This window comes from Psychrobacter namhaensis (assembly GCF_016107545.1).
In the GTDB taxonomy this organism is placed as follows: domain Bacteria; phylum Pseudomonadota; class Gammaproteobacteria; order Pseudomonadales; family Moraxellaceae; genus Psychrobacter; species Psychrobacter namhaensis.
Genome location: NZ_JABASS010000003.1, coordinates 59,892 through 85,907 on the forward strand (window position 1 = coordinate 59,892; position 26,016 = coordinate 85,907).

The window sequence follows — 26,016 nt, forward strand, 5'->3', positions numbered from 1 at the left end:
CGCACGATTCTCACAACCAGCTTACCACCATAAAAAAGTACGACTAATGGCGAGATTGGCTGTTTATTATGCATTATGATAAGTGATTATACAAAATTTGAATAATAAATGTAGACAGCGATAAACAACACCAATGCCACCGCTAAGACAGCGTATCTTAAAAACTGCTCATCCGCACGTAACTGCTGGCTAACATCTTGTGCAGGTAATAAGAATAAACCGCACTCCGGACAACAAGCATCCATTCGATTCAATATCTTTGCAGAACGGGCGTTTTCACAGCGGAGTGGAGAGTTACTACAATAGCCAAGCATACTAGGTTACGCCTCCTTTATATCATAATGACTCAGTCACAATACAGGTCAAACCCGACTCCCAACGCCCATCACTTTTATAAAATCTCTGACTGCTTCATTGTGAGCCACAACAGCGCTATTTAAGAAATAAAGAAATATAAAAGCAATTAAAACCTTACAGAAAGCAGGGTTTTGTACTATAATAGAGAGACAGTGTTACAGATTACTAAAGAAACATAACATTGTGTATCGGTAACTAATGTCATCCCTCATTAGGTATTTACCAATAATCATCTATTACGTTGAGGAATCAAACGATGAAACTACAATCCCTAGTTTTAGCCGCAGCCACTGCTCTTACCATGACCACTGCCTTTGCTGTCCCTGCCGGTACTTGGTCTGTTGCTGCTGGTGCACACTATGTTGACCCTAAAAGCGATAACGGTACCGTAAATGTAGGGGGAGCTGATTACTCTGTTGACGTTGATGGCGATGTGCGCCCAACCATCAGTGGTGAGTACTTTATCGCTAACAACGTTGGTGTTGAACTACTAGCGGCCATTCCGTTTCATCACGACTTTGACCTGAAAGATCCTACTGATGATACTGTCGTTTTAACAGGTAAAACTCAGCACTTACCACCAACGTTATCTCTACAGTATCACTTCGACGGCTATAATATGCCAATGAATATCAAACCATTTGTTGGTGTGGGTGTCAACTACACAACTTTCTTTAAAGAAAGAGTGTCTAATGGTGGTGATTTAGAGCTTGACGATAGCGTTGGCGTTGCAGGCCACATCGGTGTTGACATTCCCTTCGCTGACACTGAGGCGTTTCGTATTGATGCCCGCTATATGGACATCAAAACTGACGCTAGCTTAAATGGTGATGATCTTGGCGAAATCGATATCAGCCCTTGGGTATATGGTGTGGCATTTGTAAAACAGTTCTAAGATAGCTCCTACTATCAACTGAGCACCATAAAAAAGTCAGCTTATTAGCTGGCTTTTTTGTGTCCATGCTATAGACAGCTCAAAATAAAAGAATGACGCAAAAAGCATCCTACCAAAAATCATCAAGCATAAAAAAGACCATCCGTGGACAGTCTTTTTGCAAATAAATAATTTTTCGATTAATGCCAATTCTACAGCAGAATACGACGCGGATCAGCGAGCAACGTTGCGATATAACGAGTGAACACAGCGGCGTCTGCCCCATTAATGACACGGTGATCATAAGACAATGATAGCGGTAACATGAGACGCGGCTCAAAATCTTGCTTTTTAGCATTCCAGCGGGGCTGCATACTTGCTTCAGAGACGCCTAAAATACCAACTTGTGGCCAATTTACCAGCGGCGTAAAGGCTGTACCGCCTAAATTACCTTGGCTTGATATGGTAAAACTTGCACCTTGTAAGTCTTTGGTGCTGAGTTTTTTGTCCCGAGCTTTGACGGCAAGCTCGCCAATCTCAATAGCAATTTGCTTCAGACCTTTGTCTTGCACATTTTTGATAACAGGCACGATTAAACCGTCATCCGTTGCCACAGCGATCCCCATATTGACACTTTTACGCAAGATAACTTGGGTATTGTCATCGCTCAAATGACTGTTAAAACGGGGATGCTGCGTCAAGGCGTAGGCAGTGGCTTTAACCACAAATGCCAAGATGGTAAAACCAATCCCTTCCGCTTTCATGCCACCTTTTAGCTCACCGCGTAGCTTTTCGGTCTCAGTGATATCAGACAGATCAAACTGCGTCACTTGCGGCAACAGCGTATTGTAGTTAAGCTGCGGTATGGAGACTTTTTGCAAACGACTGAGATCTTGTGCTTCTGTCTCACCCCAGACCTCTGTGTTACTCATATCAGGAAGTGTTGGTAACCCTGAGCTGACTGGACTACCGGCCGCAGGATCAGCTTTTTGAGTGCTTAGACTTTCCTTAACATGGGCAAACAAGTCTTCTTTTAGGACACGGTCATTCAGTGCCGAACCACTCACTTGAGTGATATCTACGCCCAATTGACGTGCTAGCTTACGCACGGCAGGACCAGCATACACATCGACCAGCTTTTCATTGATCTGTGCTTCTGTCAGCTTGTCTTTTTTCTGATTATTGGCGGTATTGGTCGTGGTAGATTTAGCCGCTTGCTTTGGCTCACCAGTTGTTTGCTTATCCGCGCTACTGTCTGACTTAGCTTGCGTAGAATCTTGCGCAGCGGGTGTGTCAGATTTAGACTCACTCGCATCTGCATTGCTTGCTTCATCTGAACCGCCACCCATGATGACAATAAAATCTTGACCGTTAGCGACCATATCACCCGCTTCGACCAATATTTTTTCAATCTTGCCTGCTACTGGTGCGGGTACTTCAACCGACGCTTTATCAGACTCAATCAGTAAAATTGACTGATCAGCGCTAACCGTATCGCCGACACTGACCATAATCTCAGACACTTGGGCTTCATCGACACCTAGGTCAGGCAGTGCGTAAGTGATTGCCTTTTCTGAACTATTGGCTGGCGCACTAGACTCAGTCTTATCTTTAGAGGCAGAATACGATTGCTGGTCTTCTGCTGCTGTTGTTTGACTGTCACTGTCTTGAGTATCTACGTCATTAGTATTTACATCGGTATCGGCAGCATCATTGCTATTATCTGCAGCACCATCCTCGCTCTCAATTTCAATCAGCACCATACCTTCACTGACCTGATCACCAACGGCAACGCTAATTTTGGTGACCTTACCAGCAGCAGAGCTTGGGACTTCAACCGAGGCTTTATCGGATTCTAGCAAAATGATGTTGTCATCTTTTGCGATGACGTCACCAACCTCTACCATAATTTCGCTGACTTCAGCGCTATCGACACCCAAATCGGGGGCTTTAATGTCCATGGTTTATCTCCTTGTCTTATGATTATTATTCTTTGACATCGCCATCATTGAGTAAAGTCGCATCCGCTTGATCTTCAGCACGGCCTTCGTTGCTGATCTCTTCATCTTCCTCACCGACAAACTCCGGCACAGGATTGGGATTGACATTGTCGGGTGCTGGCGCATCTGGAAAATGATCATAATGAGGCTGGATTTGCCATGCAGGTGGCTGATCCGCTTCAATACCGAAGCTTGAAATCGCATCTTTAACCAAGCGCATTTCTACCTCGCCCTCATCTGCTAAGCGTTTGAGGGTTGCGACGACAATATGAGCCGCATCGACGTGGAAGAAGCTTCGTAGTTTTTCGCGAGTGTCTGAGCGGCCATAACCATCGGTCCCAAGGGTGGTATAAGGGCGATTATCAGGCAACCATCCGCGTATCTGTTCTGAGTAGTTACGCATGTAATCAGTCGCTGCTACGACAATCCCTTCGTGCGGTGCCAATTGCTCGGTGACCCAAGGCACTTTTTCTTCTTCCATTGGGTGCAAGCGGTTGTAATCATCGCAAGCCATACCATCACGTGTCAGCTCGTTGAAGCTGGTCACGCTCCAAACGTTGGAGGTAATATTAAACTCGTCTTTTAAAATCTTCGACGCTTTTTGTACTTCACGTAAGATCACACCAGATCCTAACAGCTGTACTTGACTTGAGCCATTGTCCTCAAGCAGATACATACCGCGCTTGATACCTTCCTCACAGCCTTCTGGCATCGCAGGCTGCTCGTAGTTTTCGTTCATCAGTGTTAAGTAATAATAAACGCGCTCGCCTTCTCCGTACATACGGCGTAGGCCATCATGCATGACAACAGCCAGCTCATAACCGAAGCATGGATCATAACTGACGCAGTTGGGTACCACATTAAATAAAATCTGTGAGTGCCCATCTTGATGCTGCAAGCCTTCGCCATTTAGGGTGGTACGACCAGCCGTCGCGCCCAATAAAAAGCCCTGCGCTTGACAATCGCCCGCCGCCCACGCCAAGTCACCAACGCGCTGGAAACCAAACATAGAATAGTAGATGTATAGAGGTATCATCGGCAAAGCGTTGACTGAGTAACTGGTCGCAAGCGCAATCCACGTACTCATCGCACCCGCTTCATTGATGCCTTCTTCTAGCATATGACCATCGATGGCCTCTTTATAACCCATCAACGCTTCACTGTCCTCGGGCGTGTACTTTTGGCCTGACGCTGAATAAATACCCAACTGGCGGAACATGCCTTCTAGACCAAAGGTACGTGCTTCATCAGGAACGATAGGCACGACACGGTCTTGGATGTCTTTGTTTTTTAGCATCGCTGATAGCAGACGGACAAACATCATCGTCGTCGACTGCTCTTTGCCATTACTGCCTTTTAACACACGATCGAATATGGATAAATCAGGTATGTTTAATGGAATATGTCCACTACGACGATTTGGTAAATGCCCGCCCAACGCTTCGCGGCGACCTTTTAGATACTTCATCTCAAGCGAGTCTTCTTTAGGGCGATAAAACGGTAGTGTCTCAAGCTCTTCATCGGTAAACGGCAAATCAAAGCGATCACGGAAATACTTCAAAGAGTCATGATCTAACTTTTTAATTTGGTGCGATTTATTGACAGCCTGTGCTTGCGTAGAGAGACCATAGCCTTTGACGGTTTTGACTAAAACAACCGTTGGCTGCCCTTTAGTCTTCATGGCTTCACTAAAAGCGGCATACACCTTTTGGGGATCATGACCGCCGCGGTTTAGACGGGCAATGTCTTGATCAGATAGCGCATCAGCCATCTCTTCTAGCTCTGGGTACTTACCAAAGAACTCTTTACGAGTAAACTCAGGGGTACGAGCTTCATATAACTGGTACTCACCATCAACCACTTCTTCCATACGATGTTTAAGCACGCCTGTATGATCATTGGCAAGCAAACTGTCCCAATTACCACCCCAAACCACTTTAATCACCCGCCAGCCTGCGCCGCGGAATACTGACTCTAACTCTTGAATGATTTTGCCATTACCACGAACAGGACCGTCAAGACGCTGTAAGTTACAGTTAATCACCCAAATCAGGTTATCCAGCTTCTCACGACCGGCAAGTGATATCGCCCCTAAGCTTTCTGGCTCATCGGTCTCACCATCTCCTAAGAATGTCCAGATTTTACGATCTTCTTTTTCAAGCAAACCACGGTTTTCCATATAGCGATGTACGTGCGCATGATAGATCGACATGATGGGGCCGAGTCCCATAGAAACTGTCGGGAACTGCCAGTAATCAGGCATGAGATATGGATGGGGATAGCTTGATAAGCCTTTACCACCGACTTCACGGCGAAAGTTATCTAGCTGATCTTCACTCAAACGCCCTTCTAAATAAGAACGTGCGTAGATACCAGGGGCTGAGTGACCTTGATAATAAATCATGTCACCACCGAAATGATCACTGGCGGCTCGGAAAAAATGGTTAAAACCTGTCTCATAGAGCGTGGCACTAGAGGCAAATGTCGCTAAGTGACCCCCTAAATCATCGTCGTTTTTGTTCGCACGCATGACCATCGCCAACGCGTTGTAGCGAATCAACGCACGAATTTTGCGCTCAATCGTCAAGTCACCAGGGTACATTGGCTCGTCTTCAACTGCGATCGTATTGATATAAGCGGTATCGAGGCGATTAAATGGCAGGCCTTCTTGGACCGCCATATTGTATAAGGCTTTTAGTAGAAACTGAGCACGATCCTTATCTGCATGTTTGATAACAGACTCAAAGGCTTCCAGCCACTCTTGGGTTTCGGTGCTATCAGCATCCTTATAATAATTCATCTTCGTTGTCCTTTTTTGTCAGTCCATCCTGCCTAATACAGGATGTTATTAAATCAAATTAGTGTGTTCATAGTGTCTTACGTGAATGGTTCGCTCAATGACTTCCTTGTTAATTTTAAAAAGTGGCATTTAGTATGGTGCATTTACATGACGATGTATGACCGCCTAGTTATAGAAAGTCACGTTGCAACTTAATGTGTGGGGTTAATTATCAAATAATAATAACGCTTTATTATAGGCGTTTCTGGAGAGGTTGTTTATAGCGATAAGAAAATGACGATATGACAAGTATTTCTGAAATAAATAATGATTAGTGATTAGGTAAATATTTACAGTAGATAGGGTTAAAAATGAACGTTAATAGAAATCCTAACAAGCATATGACCTGATCCAACCTAGTTATAACATTCTACATTTTTCTGGTTTTATAAAGGCCTATCTCCTTCTGTCAACTACATTCGACATTTTCGTCATTCATACCCTCTAAACATACGTTCGTCTTATTTTTGTATATTAATCATGCTCTAAACACTACTATCATTTCAAAGCTTTATTAATATTTTGACATCTTTATCGGAGTTATCATGGATTTTTCTGTGAAATCATCAGAACTAAAACCCAAGATGGCTTATTGGATAGCCTTAGTTGTATTGTTATTTTTCCCAAGTTTTGCAGCATTTGCCGCTACTTGCCCAGCTGGTCACGTTTCTTCAACGCTTGAACCTGCAGAGTATCAATGGCCAAAAACATCGGCAGTAGGCAGCACTTCTAATTTAGATGATGTCGTCATTACAGGATCCATGAGCACAATTGGCAGCTCACAGAGTATCAGTGGTGCCGTTAACCCCAGTTCTACGATAGACGGCGCATTTTTCATTAAACAAGACATGAACAGCAAAAACGATACCAACACTGTCACATATAAGTTTGATAAACCTCTTTCTAATCTTAATATGAGTATTTATGATATTGATCGCCGGATTGGATTTTTTGTTTACGATTGGAAAGATAAAGTAGAACTTACAGCTAAAGATATGACTAGCAGTAATACCTTTCCCGTGCTCTCAAATGCTGGAGAGTTTGTTAATATTGATGGAAATACGGCGTTTGGAGACAGTATTTTTGGGACTTTTGGGACATGCAACGATAATGATTTTAGTAACCGCTGTAAAGTTACTGCCTCTTTTAAAGAACCAATCTCAGAATTAAGCATTGTATACGGGAATACGAATGGCGCCAAAGATAACCCAGAGGAGCAAAATATCGCAGTCACTTTTGACGACTTCTGCGTGCCAGTGCCAGCATACACTATTTCAAAAGATGATGGTCTAACCAGCATAGGTACTAATAACACTACTAATTATATTATTAAGATTACTAACACAGGCGGTACCTCTCTACAAGATATAATACTTAAAGATCCCGCCGTCTTAGGTCTTAGTAAGCAATCAAATATTACTTGTGATAGCGCTGATACGAACAACGTTTGTACCACCAGCTCTCTACCTACAACCGCACTGTTAGAAGGGCCGACAGGGTTTAAGATTCCATCTATACCCGTTGACAAAAGCTACAGTATCAAAGTACCAACACTAGTCACTGCCGCTTCAGGCACTACTGTGACTAATACCGCGACTATAAAAACGGCTGACTTAGCCCTAAAAAGCGCTAGTGATACTAATGAGGTGACTTCTATGTTTGGTGGTGGTTCAATAAGTTCACCTGCCAGTTGTCCAAGCAATCATCAGATGTATTATATTGGTGAAAACCCACCAGGCCATACCCCTATAAAGACGCAAAAGCTAAGCTGGTCTAGCGGATCAAATAACACTTATCATTTTAGTGGTGTAGATATTACATTGTCTTTTCCTATTATAAGAAACATAGTGGCTGGCTATCCAAAGTATGAATCTACCAATGGTACAGCCACTAAAAACTCTCTCAACATACTTCATAATAGTAAAAAAGAAGATGTCAACCATCAATTAACCGCGACGATTAACAAACCGGTATCAAAATATGGCTTCGTTGTTCAAGACGCAGACTCAAACGAAAACAGTAGGTATATTGAAAGCATAACACTGAAAACTATCGGTGGGATTTTCAGTAATTTTAAAACCTCTAATCATGAACTGACTAATAGTAGCCAAACCATATCAGGCATTCCATGGCAGAACTGTAGTACATCTAACTCGTGTAATTTTAACGTCGACTGGGGTTATAAGCCGGCATTGACCCCTTTTACAATTACTCATGGCAATACTTACAGTGGCGCCAGCACAACAACATCAGCTGGTGATCATTTGGTGGGCTACTCAGACTTCTACTTCTGTCTTGCCCCGCCAAAGTTGGTGGTTAAAAAACAGCTAAATGGTACTCGCATTCATGACACAGACGCCAAACGTGACCAGTTTGAGATAAAGGTGACCGGTGATGCTATTGTCTCCAACAGTGCTACCACTACAGGTACCGGTGCGACGGTTAGCAATGAAGGTAGCAGCGTCCTAAACTTAGCAGAAAATACAAGCTATACTATTACTGAGCGCGTCATGAACGGAACAACGCTAGGTGATATCACAGACTATAATGCCACCTACACTTGTACCAATGCCACTACTGGTAGCACCACCATCATGCCTACTGCGGCGATGACTTACAACGCTACAGCTCAAACGCGTTCATTTACGCTTAGCAATACTACTTATGGCGATGAGATTACCTGTACGATTACCAACACACCAGTCACTTACACTTTTTCAGGTATTGTCTTTAATGATAACGGCGGTATCGTAGCTGCTGAACGCACCAAACAAGATACATCTAGCACCTTTACAGGTAACAGTAGCTATTTTAACGGCATCTATGATAGTGAAAGTGAGCTAGGAATATACGATAGCAGTTTGAGCGTACGTTTGACGGATTGTAATGATAACGACATTGTGACTATTTCGCCCAATCCACAAACTGTTTCCAGCATTTTAGGTAATAAAGGCAGATACAGCTTTACAGTGGCTGCTAACATCTTAGCCGAAAAGACAAAAGTCTGTTTGATTGAAAATGAGCCAAATGCATGGGATTATACAATAGACACAACTACAAATAACCGAGAGATTGCCCTCATAGCCAACGTTTTTGATTACAGTAAGGTGGACTTTGGTGAAGTTAAGGCTAATAACGCCGCCTTAGTCCTCATAACATCGCAATACGTGCATGAGTGTAATAATAGCTTAAGTTATCAAGATATCAGCCATAACAATGATGATCCAACAGTGGGTTTCAGTGTCAAAACGCCGGATAGTGGTGTCAGTCCAAGAAAATGCATTGCCTATGTTATTCAGGCTTATAATCGGGGCCACTTAGAGCTTCAGCAAGTACAAATCACTAGTGTTACTTCAGTATTTAATCAGCCCCCTCCTCTGTTTCTACCTACCTCAGTAGGTGGTCCTATTGTCACCTATGGTAAAAATGGTGAGATTCGTTCTACTCCCTTTAACTTATCTGCTGTACCTACTGATAGCACCAAACCAAACTTAGCAAGTTTATACTTTAATACTAAGTACGGCATAACTATGAATCCTCAGTAGCTATTTTTTCTTGCACATTTAGATCATTTATGATTTAAATTTTAATAAACAAAAGCCCTATCTTATTAGATAGGGCTTTTGCCGTTTAGCCACCTCAAATTACCATTTATCGTTTTTGAGCTGAATATTTGTAATGGTTGCGTGACAATATAATCAAGTAAATATACATATTTCTATTAGTGCTACTTATGACAAATTACAGACAATAGACTGCAACTTATCAAGCTAGCACGTCATTGCCAGCTATGGTTTAAGAAGGATTTTCCATGAAACATTTCAAGCTCTTGCACAATGTCCTATTGGCTACTTTGGCTTCTACCTGTCTACTGAGTCTGAACGTAGCTTACGCTGATGATGCTTTAAAAATGGAGCTCACGGTCAATCAAGTCATCAAAAACGCAGAGGGTAAAGTCATCTACTCGCCAGTACGCACAGCACCCGCGGGTACAGTGGTTCAATACAAAGCTGCTTACACCAGCACTATCAATAAAGACATTAACGACTTGATGGTAACCCTCCCTATTCCAACAAACATGACCTTCACTGGTGAAGCACTCCCTGCAAGCGCACAAGCCAGTACCGATGGCAAAAACTATGCTGACATGCCTCTGATGCGTAAAGTGAACGACAAATTGGTGAAAATCCCCCTATCTGAGTATCGCTCGCTACGCTGGAATATCAAACTCTTGCCTGCCTATAAGTCCGCTACAGTCGCACTGAATACTACCGTCAACTGATTTATCGATTCTCGATTGTGTTTTTACTTCATCTTTAGACTCGCTTTTTATCGTTACCTTTGGAGCAATACATGAAATCAAATAATTTTAACTATAGCTTGCTTGCTGTCGGTGTCGCTGCAGTGATGGGTATCTCTACTGGCGCTAATGCTGCTGAGTCCACTGAGGTAAGTGCTGACGCTGAGCCCATTGTTAGTAAAGCAACGGCTACCTACACTGTTTCGACCAACCCTGATCAGCAACAAACAGCTGAATCGAATGAAGTGACGGTAAATGTTAGTGAAACGGCTAACTTCTCATTAGTAGCTGTTTCAGATACGGACAATAATAGTGATACGAACGCAAACCAATTGGTTATCCCAGGTGGTACCACCAAATTTGATCATATTCTTACCAATACTGGTAACGTCACCGACACCTATACAGTTACAACAACAGGTGATGACACCTCTGAGCTTACCACTGCTACTCCAGACTATGCACTGGGAACTTCAGACAGCATCGCATATACCATTGTACAGTCTAACGGTGACCCTCTAACACCCGATCAAACTAGTGCATTGAATGCTTTTAATCAGGTTTCCGAGGGTACGCTTACTAATGGCGGTACTATCCAGTTATCACCAGGTTTAAGAGCGAATCTTAGCTATGAGGCAGCGACACCTATCAATCAAATAGGTAATGATAAAGGTGTGGGTACCCTAACGGCAACGAGTGCTTTCTTTACTACTGTCAATGCTGCTAAGCCCACGCTAGTCAATGAAAACCAAACACTGGTGAAACTTCCAGTATTCAAGATTGAAAAGACAGCAGTTTGTGGTACTACTGCTCCTTGTTCTACTTTAGATTTAACCGCTGCTACTCCTACGATCGACTACAGTATCAAAGTAACTAACGTATCTACTGATTACAGCGATACAGCTACAAGCTTTATCGTGAGAGACATTTTGCCGCTAGGCATGACTCTAAATGGCACTGTTACTGCATCCGGTGCTACAGTTACCTCTAATGCTAGAACTGAAGATGGCCGGACAATTGTTGACATCACTGTACCAAGTTTGGCGGTTGGCGCAAATCAGGTTATTAGCTTCAAGGTCGACGTTGACAAAACTAAATACACTAAGGCTAATAGTTCTGCTACCAACCACGCCACGGTTTACGATAAATTCGATAGTGTTACGCCTGTACTTAGTATGACCCCGAATGATACCGAGTACGACATTGTTGATAGTACAGATGACAGCACTCCTACTCTTAATACTACCAAAATACCTACTGAGGACTCAGACACACTTGGCGCAGACACAACGCCGACTATTAGCTTTACCAGACGTGTTATCACTCTGGCAAGTTCAACTACCTTAAAAGAAATTGCACCAATTACAGTTACGGACGGCACAAGTACGGATGGTCAGGTTACGTATCAAGTCACTATCACTAATAAGGGACAAGATACCGAAGGCAACGCTGACAACCCATTAACTTTTATAGTTACTGACGGTAGTAACGAACAAGTAAATCCTGTTGGTCCGCTTACTCTTGTTTACAATTCACCAGATGGTACGCCTACTGAACCAATTCAAGTTGAACCTACAGTTAACGGAAAGGCTTACACCATAGTTAGTTCATTGACCGGAGGTATCGGTATAGCTCCAGGTGGGGCAGTAACTATTAGTTATAACATGGGTTCTACTGATGCACTCGTCGGTAGCTCCGAGACTACTACCGTGAAACTGACTGCTAGCGGTAACGGTGCTCCTACTAACATAGAGCCTATTACTCATACAACGTATGTCAAAGGCCTAACGTTAGATAAGTTCCAAGCATTAGACATCAACTGTGATGGCATCATTTCAGGAGCAGGTGAAATCAACTTCACAAAAGATCCAATCGAACAAGCAGAACCTGATCAATGTGTGATTTATAGAATCGATGCTAAAAACACCTCTTCTACAGCACCATTAGGTTTTGACATTACTAATTTGCTTATTGCTGATGCGACATCTCAGTACAGCACTGCAGCTGACTACGTTGCTAATACCGCTAAAATAAAAATTGGTTCCGCTGCTGAGTCTAATGCTGTTAAAGGTACACCTCCAGCGCCAGACAGTGTTGATTCTATTTATGCCAATGTCTCTACATTAGCGCCTCAAGGTACAGCGACACTGAGTTTCCGAGTGAAGATTAAAAACAATCGTTAAACGATCACTCTGTATCGTCAACTTAATTCAAACAGATAGTTTTAAGGTCTATAAGCATCTAACGGGGCTTATAGACCTGCCTTCACCTAAAAACCATGCGGCTAAAGTACTCTAAATCAAACAGTGTGTTTTATTGGATAAGCGACATATGACAGAGCAGTCAATGACATTGTCTAAACCCACGTCATTACGCAGCGTTCAGATTTCTGCGTTGACGTTAGCCATGTTACTTATCCAATCGAACATCGCGATCGCAGCTGCTGCCTCAATTCCAGCAGCAAACCCTCAGTTGCAGATCATCAATAATATTGCCAATGCCAGCTATCACGTCAACAGCCAAAATGACACAGCGATTGCTACTGCCTCAAATCAAGTACAAATCAAAGCCTCCCATCTGCCTGAGTACGGTATTGGTTTGACTCAGCAGCCGGTACATACCGTCATGCCCAATGCCTTGGTAAACTGGGTTAATGTCCTAAGTAACACCAGTTATAGCAATCAAACTGTTAAGCTAACGTTAGATATATCTCCCACCCTTTCTAATGTAAAAGTTTATCAGGAACTAAAAGACAAAGGACGTGTAGAGCTTTTTTTCGATAAAAACTTTACCACCCAAATTAAGCTTGGACATAGCGAAAGCATCCAACTTATCGTACAAGCTTTGTCAGATCCTAATGGTAAGAGTGGCGACACTGCCAGCGTTAAGATGGGGGCAGTTGTATTAGAAGATCGATCAGTATCAGCCGCTAATGCTATAGATGAGTTACTCATCGTTGAACCTGAGATAAAATTCACAACCTCTGGGTTTGATGAAAATAAAACCACCTTACAAATCGGTGAGAATGTCTATGTCGATGCCAGCTACGCGCCATGTAACGTCCAGCTAGATCAGCCAGATCAGGTGTGGGTCACGATCACCTCGTTATTGACTGGTGACAAATACTCATTGAAAGCGCTTGAAACGGGCAACAGTACGGGTAAGTATCAGTTGTCTGCACCGACACAAAACAATGCCAATGCTGTCAATGACAAGCTCATTCAGACGTTAGCAAACGATACCTTAACTGCTAGCTTGAACGCTTGTATCGCGCCCTCTGTCGGCACGGGAGATGACCAGCTACCGAACGATGGCGACTTAACGGCACATATCGATGACTTAGATACGCAAATCAGTGTCATCGATGACAACCCAAGCCTCGTTGTGACCAAAGAAAGTGACGTGAGAAGTGCTGAGATTGGTGATTACGTCAGTTATACCATCAATGTCTCCAATAGCGGCAACTCTACGGCTTTTGATGTACAACTAAAAGATGCCTTACCACGTGGTTTTGACTATGTGGATGGTAGCGTGCGCCTCAGTCAAACTACTGATATCGACATCAATAAAGCACAAACCACTGAGTTTAAAGCTGACGGTAAATATCAGGTATTAAACTTGGGTAATATAGCAAACGGTGAAAGTAAAAAAATCACATACCGTGTACTGATCGGCGCTTCATCATTGGGCGGTGATGGGATCAATCGTGCAACTGCCATTGCTCATAATGAGCAAGGTCAACGCTTAGCATCAAGAGAAGCCCAATGGAAAATTGATGTAGAGCGTGGGGTCATGAATACCGATGGCATCATCATCGGTAAGGTCTACCACGATATCAACGGTGATGGCATTCAACAAAAAGAAGATGGCGAGCTTGGCGTTGCAGGCGTGCGCATCTACATGGAAAACGGTAATTTTGTCATTACCGATCCTCAAGGTAAGTATAACTTCTATGGTGTGAGCGCCAAGACTCACGTCCTAAAAGTTGACCGTACGACGCTTCCTCATGCCACCGACATGATCACCCAAAGTAACCGTAATACTGGGGATGTAGGTAGCCGTTTCGTGGATTTAAAGTACGGTGAATTGCATCGGGCTGACTTCGGAGTTATTGGCGATACGAGCAATAGCACTGAGCGCTTAAACATAGAGCTGATCGCTCGTAGTCAATCCGTGAGTGCTAAAAACGACACACTTGAGCAAGCAGTAAAAACCGAGCTGACTTTAGACCCTGACTACGATCGTGACAATACGGATAACGTAGATGCCAGTGGCTGTAATATCAACGCTGATCTAGATTTGGGTAATAATTGTGACTCCGCTATTATCAATGAAATGACTGATCCCACTGCCAATCGTGTGAATATGTCGACTACTACTGTTGCGCCTCCGGTAGAAAAAGAGCTAGAAGAGTACCTAAAAGAAGTGGCTAGTAATGATGTGGCTTTTATTAATCTCAGCGAAGGCCAGCAGCTAAGCACGTATAAACAACTGGTACAGGTACAAGCGCCCCTTGGCTCACTGTTCACGCTATATGCTAATGGAAAAGCAGTATCAGAGCAGCAAATCGGTAAAACTGCTGAGCAAGAAAAGCAGCGTGTTACTGCTTTTGACTACTATGCCGTTGACTTACAGCGCGGCCACAACACCTTACGCGGTGTGGCTACTGACGTAAACGGTAACGTTATCTCTGAGCAGACTATCAAAGTATTAACCCCTGAAAGTTTACAAGCGATCGATTATCGTACCCAAACGCAACTAGTCGCAGCTGATGGCATAAGCGAATACCAAGTCGTTATCAGCCTAAAAGATCGTGATGGCCGCCCTTATATCGCCTCAACACCAATCACCATTGATACCAATATTGGTCGTGTCAATCTTAATGACAGCAGTAAAGAGCAAGCGGGCACTCAAGTTATCGTCTCTGGTGGCGAGCTACTAATACCAGTGACCGCGCCAAGCGCACCAGGTAAAGGTGAATTGGTCATTGACACGGGCAGTCGCAAACAGATCATTCCGTTACAATTCACGGCCAAACTACGTCCACTCATTGCCGTTGGTATCGTTGAAGGCACTGTCTCGCTCAAAGACTTCGATGGCGATAGCATCACTGATGCTCAAGGTGCATTCGAGCAAGAACTCAATGACTTTGCAGGCGATGATAACTATACGGCTTCTGGTCGTGCGGCGATGTTTCTCAAAGGTAAGGTGCGCGGCGACTATCTTTTGACATTGGCTTACGACAGTGACAAAAAAGGCGAGCGCTTGTTCCGTGATATCGAGCCTGGCGAGTATTATCCTGTATACGGCGACTCATCAGCCAAAGGCTTCGATGCGCAGTCTACCAGCAAGCTTTATGTGCGCTTAGACAAAGGTCGTTCGTTTGCGATGTATGGTGACCTAAAAACTCAAATTGATAATGATGAAGGTATCAAGCTGGGTCAATACAACCGTACGTTGACCGGTATAAAAGCTCAGTATGAAGACAATAATACTCGCATTACTGCCTTTATGGCCGAAACCAGCACTAGCCAGCGCGTCAATGAGACTCGCGGCTTAGGCATATCCGGCCCTTATCCGTTGGGCGAAAACTTTGACGCCGTTGTAGAAAACTCAGAAACCGTTGAAGTGATCACGCGTGATGCAAACAATCCTGGATTAATCATTCAACGCACGACGCTTACTCGTTTTGCTGATTATGAGATTGATCCTATTAGTCGCAGCTTATTTCTAACAGCGCCTATTGCTAGCCAAGACATCAATGGCAACCCTATTTATCTACGTGTCACGGTAGAAGTAGATGAAGGCGGCGAAGAGTACTTGGTCGGCGGTATTGCTGCCAAGCAACAGCTGACTGATAAAATCGCTATCGGCGGTAGCTACATTCATAGTGACGACCCGCTGAATCAAGAAGAACTGGCAAGCGTCAACAGCGTCATTAAACTCAATGATACGCTAAAGCTGGTTGCCGAATATGCGATGAATAAAACTGAAAACCCAAATTTTCAGCCCAGCAATCAGGTTAATACAACAAAATTAGACGGACGTGACGCTAAGGGCGATGCGCTACGTGTCGAGCTCGATTTTGATAATAAGAAAAACACCCGTGCTAAAGCGTATTATAAAGACACTGATGAAGGTTTTGTGACTGGCGCCTCGCCACAAACGGCTGGCCGTGAAGAGTCGGGCGCTGAGGTCACTCACTTAATCAATGATAAAAATACCGCCCTAAAATTTGAAGGCGTACACACTAAAGATCACACAACCAAAGCCAGCCGCGAAGGTATTTTGGCCAGCATTGAGCAACGCTTGAGTACCAATGTCGTAGGCGAGATTGGTGTACGTTATTATAAACAAGAGGCCACTGCGGCCTCACGCAATACCCAAGCAGCTACAGACGTCGTAGATGTTACTGACGACACTGTCTTTAATGATGACATCATCAATCAATCAGCACTGAATAGTGTCAATGACGCTGAAAAAGACATCGAAGGTATCACGGCCCGAGCGCGGCTCACCGCACGTCTACCAAAGCTAAATAACTCTTTAGTATTTGCAGAGTATGAGCAAGATATTGACAACAGTGATCGTAATGCCACATCTATTGGCGGTGAGACGCCGCTAGGTGACTTGGGGCGTCTGTACGCTCGTCATGATTTAATCAACAGTCTATCTGGTAGCTATGGTTTGGATGATACGGAAGAGCGTCAGCGTACGGTGGTTGGGTTTGACGCCAACTACATGAAAGACGGCAAAGTTTATAGCGAATATCGTATGCGTGACGCCATCAGCGCCCGCGAAGCTGAAGCTGCTATTGGCCTAAAAAATAAATGGTATGTTCAGCAAGGCTTAACGATAAACACTTTGTTTGAACGGGTTGAATCCCTAGAAGGCGATACCGAAAATACCGCAACGGCAGCCGGTATCGGCGTTGAGTATCTTGCAAAAGAAGACTATAAAGCCTCTGCTCGTCTTGAAAAACGCTGGGGTGAGACCAGTGATACATTATTAGGTAGCGCTGGCATTGCTTATCGCTATACCGATGATGTCACTTTACTGGCTAAAGACATCTACTCACAAGTCACCTATGATGAGGGCGTGCGTACGATCAACCGCTTCCAACTTGGCGCCGCGTATCGTGATTATGATAGCAATCAGCTAGACATGCTGGCGAAGCTTGAGTATCGCTTAGATGATAACAGTACAGGCGACGACGCTTATCAAAAAGATGCGGTTGTTTGGTCTTTGAGTAGTAATTATCACCCAACGCAGCCACTCACCTTGTCTGGGCACTACGCAGGTAAGTACACTCAGTTTGGTGCCGATAACATCAGCAGTGACAATACAGCTCACGCGCTTTACGCTCGTGGTCTTTATGATGTTAGTAAGCGCTGGGATATCGGCTTACAAGCGGGTACTTATTGGAACAAACAAGCGGATGATGTGACTTACATGTTGGGTGCAGAAGTTGGTTATAGCCCGATGACCAATCTTTGGTTGTCATTGGGTTATAACTTTATGGGCTTTGAGGATGAAGACATCGCTTATGATGACACCACGCAACAAGGCGCCTACTTTAGACTACGCTTTAAATTTGATGAAGAGTTATTCACGCGTGATGACCCACATAAAAACAAAGTCTAACCAATACTGCTACCTTATAATTTATCCATATTGTCGTGCTATTTACTGATGACAACATGAGCGATAAAGTTTGCCGCAGGCAAAAATGAACACCTATAAATACAATCACAAAAAAGCCGACATTATATGCCGGCTCTTCTATACTCGCTACCTATAAACCATCCACATTAGCGGTTTTTACGGGGAAGTTTTTCTGGCAGATAGCAACGTAAATAAGCAATAAACGCGGTGTTTGCTTCTTGAATATAGTCATTGGTAATCGTTTGATGACGGCGATAAGACAACGTGAATATAGCGTTGACAATACTATAAGCAATTAACAAGGTGTCTTGAATATCATCAAAATTTGGCATCTCATAACGCTCTGATAAACGCTTATAAACCAAATCAACGATTTGATGATCTATATCTTCGCCAAAGCTATCACCTTCAAAGTCAGGCGTGTTGGTGTCATAAATCAGCTTGGCTTTGGTTTCATCGCTATGGAATATCATCACACACTTATCGATAAGTGCGGTGAGATACCCTTGCCATCTGTCATAATTACCAATATCGACCGTTTCTACCATCTCCAATATTTCGATAGCATTCAAAAAGCGTAGGGCTAAAAATATTGCTTCGATATTAGGAAAAAAGTGATAAGCAGAGGCTCTTGGAATACCTGCTTCTTCACATACAGCAGCTAAGGTAATATCGTTAATAGCCTGTGTTTCACTCAACTTTTTGGCCCCAGCCAAAAGTTTTTGACGGCGCGCACGGCCTTGTTGACTGGTAAATTTGAACTTGTTTGGTACCAGTTTTTTTGCCAATTCCGAGTCTACCAACACATCTTCAATTTTTTCGTCTTTGTTTTCGCTCATCATAAGTCTCTTAATGTTACACCCTATTTTATAAATATAATCTTCAGTGGATAGTATTCATCCCAAATTGAAGGATTACTTCCTATTAGCTATAGTATAGCGCTAATACTATTAAGGCTAATGGAGAGGCATCATAAACGCTTGTACACTATCAAGCAAGGGAGATAAATGGGTTAAAAATAATGTGGGGGCCAACAATTTAGTAGAGTTGACCATTCAATGTAATAAAATTAGTCGTTAAGTTTAATTTGCGCTCTTATAATACCATGATCGATGACCCTATCTGCATAATCCCACTTCAAATGGTCATTAAAATAGTCAACCCGCTCGACCCGACCCAGTGAAAACTTGCTATCAGGTAAGAACTCTTCTGAAACAAATAATTGATCGATCACCTCTGGCATACCTTGATATATATGGGTGTATGCCACATCTTTCATCCAACCATAACGCGCTTGAATACGAGCGGCATCAAACAACGCAACGTCACGCATACTTTTATCGTAGTTGACTTCACCCGTCTCGCTCATCAATTGCGTGGTCACGCTACCCGTGACATCGTTCATATCACCTAACAAAATCAATGGCTCACGAGTATGATGCAAGCGCTCAATGATCGACAGACGAATAGAGGCCGCTTCTGCGGCGCGCATGCACAAACTACGAAGCTTGGCACGGACTCGAATGTTTGGATCGTCCATGTCTTCTAGTAGCGCCCCGTTTTCATCACGCAAGAAAAAAGCGCGTTTGCTTTTTAGATGTGCGGTAATGATAGTGATTGGCTGACCATAAGCATTGACACGTAAGAGCAAGGGCGGACGATTAAACCGTTGATAAGGACCAATATCAGGAATATCAATCACCGCCTTTGGTACCACGTCTTCGAGCAAACGACTCTCTAATTGCTTAAAGCGACTGATAATACCGACAGCTGGCGTATGTTGCGCCCCTTTACCTTGCGTATATGGACTCGCACTCTCGTTGCTTGCCAATGGAATCACAACATGCTCAGGCTGAAAACCTAATGAGACAGCCAATGCTTCAAGTGCCTTACTGTCCCACACTTCTTGTACAGCAATGATATCGGCATGGGCCTTTGCTAATAAATCACTAATACCGCGCAGTTTATGTTGGTACTCTTTATCGGTATAAGCGGGCGCATTGTCATAATAGATACGATTGGGATTAGCAAGATTCAGTAAATTAGCCGTTGCTATGTAGAATTGCTTTTGTCGGCTTCCATTCGCATCATTGGTCATAAATTACCTATAATTATCGTCATTAATCCCAGTTTATTACAATTACACGCCTCTGATATTAAGATATCAAACCGTACTAATTCATAGTAAAACCCATCTCATAGTAGGATCTACCATAAAAAAGCCTCCAAAGAGACCTTTGGAGGCTTTAAAATAACATAAATTAGTTTGGTTTTCTCATCTGTAGACCAATATCTACAATCAGACTAACTTTAGTGATGAGATAGTAAGATTTTGTATTGTTGGCTTACTAAAATGAAGTCAGCTATTAGTCATACTTCATAACGTCGTACTCATTTAGCTCTATGATACGCGATTCCAAGCATCACGTGATGCTCTACGGGCATCATTCCATTCCATACGAGAGTCACCTTTGACTTCATGCCATGAACGTTCTAAATCGGCTTCATGATCTTCAAAACGGGCATCCGCAGGATAGCGTGCGCGATTGGCGTAACCAACTGCATAAGCTGGATGCATATCCCGGTCAAAGTCATACCCTTCTCTGTAGTAATCCGCCTTTGCATGTTCTGCACGCCAGTACGCTTCTTCACGTGTTGGGTCAATCGCTTCTGCTGCTGCATGGCCAGCACCGCCACCAACGATAGCGCCAATAGCACCACCAATTAGAGTTCCTAGCGGTCCTGCCATGGTACCGATCGCGGCACCTGCTGCGGCACCGCCCACTCCACCAATACCTGTACCTACTGGATGCGAACCTGGCTCGCCTGTGATCATGTCAGCGTTTAAATCTTCTTTTGTTTCGTCTGACATATGTTTTACTTCGTCACGATCGATAGCATCATGATCACCTGCAACATAGTCCCGTTCCACGCGGTCATCTACGATATTGTCGTTTTCATGTCTAACGACTCGATTACCGGTTACCGTATGATCACGCTCCGTTAATCGACGTTCATTGTCATCAATGATGCGCTCTCTATCCCCTACTTCACGGTAGTCATCATCAATTACACGATTATTAGGGTCTGTAATGCGGCCATCGTTATTCATAGTATTGTCCTTAAATTCGTTGTTATATATTAGAGTTATTAAAGGCTAATTTATTGATTAATAAGAATTAGCGGTCTTACTTAATTTGTCTAAATAAAGTATAGGAATTTATGGCCAAAGATCGATAGATGGGTTATGTAAACTCTGTCCGAGTTACGATTGTCTTGCGTTACAGCCTGTATCTTTATATCAGTTCTGTAGAACGGTAGAGCCTTTTAGGTAATTAGCCACTCAGTGGTTAGCGCGGTTTAACGACTCTGCTTAATTATTTATACGCCTTATACGACGCTCAAAGCTCTATTTATAGCCTGCTGCCATTTGTGCAGATGCGCCTCGCGGATATCAGCAGACATTTTAGGTTCAAAAACCCGATCAACTTGCCATGAGGTTTTTATAGTTGCTTCATCGTATAAACCCGCTTTTAACCCAGCAAGTAGTGCCGCTCCTTTGGCAGTGATCTCTGTATCCTTAGGACGCAGTACAGGCACATCCAATAAGTCAGCTTGAAACTGCATCAGTAAGTCATTGTTGGCCGCCCCGCCATCCACTCTTAGCTCGGTGAGAGGCTGAGGGCTGTCTTTTTGCATGGCGATCAGTACGTCATAAGACTGGTAAGCGACCGCCTCTAAAGCGGCGCGGGCAATGTGGGCTTTGGTCGTGCCGCGGCTCATACCCGTGATACTCGCGCTGATGTCCGTGCGCCAATAAGGGGCACCAAGCCCTGTGAATGCAGGTAACAATACCACGTCCCCACTATGGTCGACTTGCCGCGCTAACGCCTCGATCTCACTGCTTTGTTGAATCATACCCAAATTATCGCGCAACCATTGGACAATGGCGCCAGCCATAAACACGCTACCCTCCAACGCATAAGTCACTTCTTTTTTGGGTGGTTGTAGCATACGTCGACCGGATTGTACGATCTGATCAAACGAGAGACTCTCTGGACGAGTGGTCGCAGACTTTCGTTGCCAAGCAACGGTGGTCAATAGCTTATGCTCACTAAGCTTGGGCTCTTTGCCAATGTTCATTAGCATAAAGCACCCGGTACCATAAGTGTTTTTTGCCATACCCGCATCAAGACAACCTTGCCCAAAAAGCGCTGCCTGCTGGTCGCCCAGTACTGCATGGATGGGGATTTGTTTGGCAAACAGCCCTTTTTTGGTTTTACCAAAGTCACCATCAGAGGGTAGTACTTTGGGCAGCATCGTCATTGGTATCGCAAAACAGGCGCACAGCTCTTCTGACCACGCCATTTTATGAATATCATATAATAGGGTACGAGAAGCATTGGTCACATCAATGACATGCTCACCGCCAGTGAGCTTATATATGAGCCAACTGTCTATGGTACCAACAGCCAATTCATTTTTATTGGCGCGTGCACGCCACTTGGGATTATGCTCTAGTAACCAAGCGATTTTGCTGGCACTAAAATACGAGTCTAAGCGCAAGCCTGTGATACGTTGCACAGCACTTGCCATGTCCTCATGACTGTCACTAGCTATGCTACTCGCGCGCTCAGCAGCAAGCGTTTTACAATAGCTTGCCGTACGCCTATCTTGCCAAATAATGGCCGGTGCTAAGGGTTTGCCTGTCTGCTTATCCCAAATGACAATAGACTCACGCTGATTGGTAATCGCAATACTGGTGACATCGGTGGCAAGCAGTCCTGCCTGATTGATGACGTCATGCGCACAGCTAATCTGTGTCTGCCAGATTTGTTGCGCGTCTTGCTCGACAAACCCCACTTGCGGTGTTTTCAATATCGTTGGCTGCTGCGCCATTTTGATCGGACGCGCGTGATCATCGTACAGTATCGCTCGGCTTGATGTTGTGCCTTGATCTAACGCCAAAATATATCCTGTCATTACTCACATCCTGTCTTATTTTATACATTTTTGTCATTTGGGATTTTACAGCCGTCTCTGTTCTAATCGGCCATATTTTTTATTATCAACGCCCATCCCTCACGTCTTGCTAGTTAAGATACATAGCACATAAACGGCAGTCATTCAATGAAAAATAAGCCTATAATGAGCATTGACCCGTCACTATTGTGGCACTACAGTGTACGCTTTGTTATTGGTCACAAAACGCGCGACTGTGTTGACAGTCTACACTATCGTCCTCGCATGAATGGGAGTTAGCGACGTCAGTCGATATTTTTAACAGGTTACGTGACTCTAAAATCAAATACCTTGTACTCTAATTAATGGCTTATGTGACTTATGAAATTTGCTTTATCAACTCTGTCTACTGCGGTGTTGACGGTTACGCTCATGGGCTTAACTACCTCTGCCTTGGCAAGCGCCAACGAGAATAACACTGGGGCGCAAAATGAAGTAACGTCCGTCACTGTGACGCAAGTTGTGGACGCTGATGCTCAAGACGCGAGCACTACAAACAACATCACGCCTGCTAACACTGAGCAACAGCGTAAGCTGACACCTCTTATCGACCCTATTACCCGCAAACGTATCGATAACAGCTATCCATTAGAAGTATCTAGCCTATTAAGCCTTGAGCAAGCGCAACGTATTTTGTTGCAAGTTTCCCCAAAAATTGCTGCCAATCAAGCAGCGATTGCCGCCAGCGAGTATCAAACTGACGCGCTCAAAACCATAGATAACCCTTTGCTATTTGCCCGAGTATCAGCCAGTGCTTACAACTTAGACGCGGATGTTGACTTATCGACGCTCAAAAACAACATTGTGAATGACGTCAACACCAGTGTTGATGATGTGATCCCATCCATTCCACCACCCTTAGAACTCCCAAACTTCGGTGAGTTGGTTGGTGAACGTATTCCAGATTCATACGAATTAAAGCGCTCGAGCTCAACAGCTGGGGCAGGTCTTGGTGTGGTGTGGCCAATTTATACGGCTGGACGCACCACTGCTTTGACAGCCGCCTCCAATGCCCGCACCCAAGAAGCCGTAGCAGACAGTCTGTTGGACACCAATGAGCTTTATGACACCTTAATTGAGCGCTATTTTAAGGCACAACTGGCGATCATTGCCGCCTATTTACGTGAAGACGCTTATGATACGTTACAGCAGACCGACCATATGGCGCAGCGCCTTTTTGAAGAAGGGTTTATCTCGCGTGTGGATCGCTTAGAAGCCCAGTCCGCACTGGCTGATGCAAAGAGTGAGTCAGTCAATGCCAATAATGATGCCCGTCTGGCTATGATGGCGCTACAACGCCTACTGCGTACTGATTATCGCATCAAACCCACGACCCCTCTGTTTGTTTCCAGTCGTCCTTTACCAGACGTCACCTACTTTCAAGAGTTGGCGCTCAGTAATCACCCGGGGCTACAAAAAGTCGCTGCCAAACGAGCCCAGGCTGAGCAGTTACACGCCCTATCAGACACCGGTTATAAACCGACCGTTATGCTCTATGGCTACGGACAAATAGAAAAAGACCCCAGCTGGGTCGCCGGAATATCTGCCAGCTGGAAGCTGTGGGGTGGAATCGATAAAACAGCGTCATTGGCATCGAGTAACGCCAAAATACGTCAAGCGGACCTGTCTGAGATTGAAGTCAGTGACAACCTATTACTCTTGGTTGAGAAGAACTGGCACGATGTCAATAATGCCCAGTCACGTTATCAGGCGTTACAAAGCAATGTAGATTTGGCCGCAGAGGTACTGCGTTTGCGTCAATTGGGATTGCAAGAAGGTGTGAATACGCCAATCGATGTGGTACAAGCACAAACGCAGTCCCTCAAAGCACGTACTGAACAAGCACAAGCGGCGAATAGTTATGTACAGTCATTAGCCGCCCTTATGCAAAGCTGCGGTACACCTCTCGCCTTTAACGCTTATCTCAATGCAGCCGACATTCGGCTGCCGACCTTGTATACTGAATAACGATTTTATGTTACAAGATCATAGGGCGTGTTAATAGACGCTGATACCGATTATCACGCAACGACTCATACTATGACCAACCCTATTGTGGATGACTGTTTTATGACAAAAATAACTTCTAAATTACCAAGTGGGCTACAGCCTTTGTTAGCAACGTGGCGTATTGCGAACAACTCCAATATTTGGGCGCATTGCGCAAGCGTCGGTTTTTTTGGTTTTTTGTCCATTTTTCCAGTTATGGCCGTGTTTGTACTGCTTTATGGTCTCGCGTTTACTCCCACTGAGATACAAGCACAGATTTCACTGTTACGCGCCTTTATCCCTGATAGTGTTTATGACATTCTTAACGCACGTTTAAGCGAGTTACTCTCTAACACCACGTCCACACTCACTTTTAGCCTAATTGTATCAAGCCTACTCGCTCTCTATGCTGGCTCTAAAGGCATAAAGTCTTTGATTATTCTTATCAATCTTGCCTTTCATATCTCTCAAGAACGTAGCTTTATACAAAGCACGATTCGAGCGCTTGGTTTGACCTTGGGCGCGGTCGTGGTTTTGATCATAGCGATCTCCTCAATTGCTATTATTCCTTTAGGGGCAGCCTATTTTCCCTTCCCTCAAGTCGCTAAGACGATTGCGCTTTGGAGCAGATGGCCGATATTGGCTGGTATCATCTTCTTAAGCTTTCTAAGTCTATATCGCCTAGCCCCAAACCGTGATGCCAGAGCGCTAAAAAAACTGATGCCAGGCGCCACTCTAGCGACTGTCCTTTGGATTGTGTTGTCTGTGTTATTTTCGATTTATGTGCAAAACTTTAATAACTACAGCGCTGAGTTTGGCGCGCTTTCAGCAGCCGTGGTCATTATGCTATGGCTTTATTATTCAGCATTTATCATCGCCTTTGGGGCTATTTTTAACTCTGAAATCCTAGAAAGCGCCAAACCTTATGCGGTTCGTGTGTATTAGTAATAAACCCTTTACTCTCAACTTT

14 protein-coding genes are annotated in these 26,016 nt (G+C 44.1%); 7 read left to right on the plus strand and 7 right to left on the minus strand.

The genetic code is table 11. From position 1 onward, the window contains the following. Nucleotides 1–86: 86 nt before the first annotated feature. Nucleotides 87–314 carry a hypothetical protein gene (locus tag JFC06_RS04050; protein WP_193006156.1) on the minus strand — a complete coding sequence of 76 codons (228 nt, stop codon included), beginning with the start codon at nt 312–314 and terminating at the stop codon, nt 87–89. Between the two features lie 299 nt (nt 315–613). Between JFC06_RS04050 and JFC06_RS04055 the strand changes: the two genes are divergently transcribed. Beyond that, nucleotides 614–1,252, plus strand: coding sequence for an OmpW/AlkL family protein (locus JFC06_RS04055; protein ID WP_198334062.1), 639 nt, complete (start codon nt 614–616; stop codon nt 1,250–1,252). Nucleotides 1,253–1,443: 191 nt separating this feature from the next. Here the strand turns inward: JFC06_RS04055 and JFC06_RS04060 are convergent, their stop codons facing one another. Both JFC06_RS04060 and aceE read right to left on the minus strand, forming a co-directional pair. After that, the gene (locus tag JFC06_RS04060; protein WP_198334063.1) at nt 1,444–3,192 is read right to left on the minus strand and encodes a 2-oxo acid dehydrogenase subunit E2; all 1,749 of its coding nucleotides are present in this window, start codon (nt 3,190–3,192) and stop codon (nt 1,444–1,446) included. 25 nt (nt 3,193–3,217) lie between these two features. Continuing rightward, complete coding sequence (aceE, locus tag JFC06_RS04065) at nt 3,218–6,031, minus strand: pyruvate dehydrogenase (acetyl-transferring), homodimeric type (protein WP_193006159.1); 2,814 nt, start codon at nt 6,029–6,031, stop codon at nt 3,218–3,220. 584 nt (nt 6,032–6,615) lie between these two features. Between aceE and JFC06_RS04070 the strand changes: the two genes are divergently transcribed. The 4 genes from JFC06_RS04070 (at nt 6,616) to JFC06_RS04085 (ending at nt 18,014) form a co-directional block, all read left to right on the plus strand. Beyond that, the gene (locus JFC06_RS04070) at nt 6,616–9,615 is read left to right on the plus strand and encodes a hypothetical protein (protein WP_198334064.1); all 3,000 of its coding nucleotides are present in this window, start codon (nt 6,616–6,618) and stop codon (nt 9,613–9,615) included. A 266-nt stretch (nt 9,616–9,881) separates the two neighbouring features. Then, nucleotides 9,882–10,352 (plus strand): hypothetical protein, encoded by a 471-nt coding sequence (locus tag JFC06_RS04075; protein WP_198334065.1) that lies wholly within the window; start codon nt 9,882–9,884, stop codon nt 10,350–10,352. A gap of 71 nt (nt 10,353–10,423) precedes the next feature. After that, nucleotides 10,424–12,553: a hypothetical protein gene (locus JFC06_RS04080; protein ID WP_198334066.1), complete on the plus strand. Its 2,130-nt coding sequence runs from the start codon at nt 10,424–10,426 to the stop codon at nt 12,551–12,553. A gap of 148 nt (nt 12,554–12,701) precedes the next feature. Continuing rightward, nucleotides 12,702–18,014, plus strand: a complete 5,313-nt coding sequence (locus tag JFC06_RS04085; RefSeq protein ID WP_198334067.1) for a DUF11 domain-containing protein — start codon at nt 12,702–12,704, stop codon at nt 18,012–18,014. Between the two features lie 167 nt (nt 18,015–18,181). On the opposite strand, the gene JFC06_RS04090 is transcribed toward JFC06_RS04085, so the two are convergent. The 4 genes from JFC06_RS04090 to glpK all read right to left on the minus strand — a co-directional run bounded on the left by JFC06_RS04090 (nt 18,182) and on the right by glpK (nt 23,018). Next, nucleotides 18,182–18,874, minus strand: coding sequence for a TetR/AcrR family transcriptional regulator (locus JFC06_RS04090; RefSeq protein ID WP_193006223.1), 693 nt, complete (start codon nt 18,872–18,874; stop codon nt 18,182–18,184). A gap of 230 nt (nt 18,875–19,104) precedes the next feature. Continuing rightward, on the minus strand, nt 19,105–20,133 hold the full coding sequence (locus tag JFC06_RS04095; protein ID WP_193006164.1) for an endonuclease/exonuclease/phosphatase family protein: 1,029 nt from the start codon (nt 20,131–20,133) through the stop codon (nt 19,105–19,107). A 303-nt stretch (nt 20,134–20,436) separates the two neighbouring features. After that, the gene (locus JFC06_RS04100; RefSeq protein ID WP_226949493.1) at nt 20,437–20,907 is read right to left on the minus strand and encodes a hypothetical protein; all 471 of its coding nucleotides are present in this window, start codon (nt 20,905–20,907) and stop codon (nt 20,437–20,439) included. A gap of 518 nt (nt 20,908–21,425) precedes the next feature. Then, nucleotides 21,426–23,018, minus strand: coding sequence for a glycerol kinase GlpK (glpK, locus tag JFC06_RS04105; protein ID WP_198334069.1), 1,593 nt, complete (start codon nt 23,016–23,018; stop codon nt 21,426–21,428). 360 nt (nt 23,019–23,378) lie between these two features. Between glpK and JFC06_RS04110 the strand changes: the two genes are divergently transcribed. Both JFC06_RS04110 and JFC06_RS04115 read left to right on the plus strand, forming a co-directional pair. After that, the gene (locus JFC06_RS04110) at nt 23,379–25,025 is read left to right on the plus strand and encodes a TolC family protein (RefSeq protein ID WP_198334070.1); all 1,647 of its coding nucleotides are present in this window, start codon (nt 23,379–23,381) and stop codon (nt 25,023–25,025) included. Nucleotides 25,026–25,097: 72 nt separating this feature from the next. Then, the gene (locus JFC06_RS04115) at nt 25,098–25,991 is read left to right on the plus strand and encodes a YihY/virulence factor BrkB family protein (protein WP_193006168.1); all 894 of its coding nucleotides are present in this window, start codon (nt 25,098–25,100) and stop codon (nt 25,989–25,991) included. Nucleotides 25,992–26,016 lie beyond the last annotated feature (25 nt).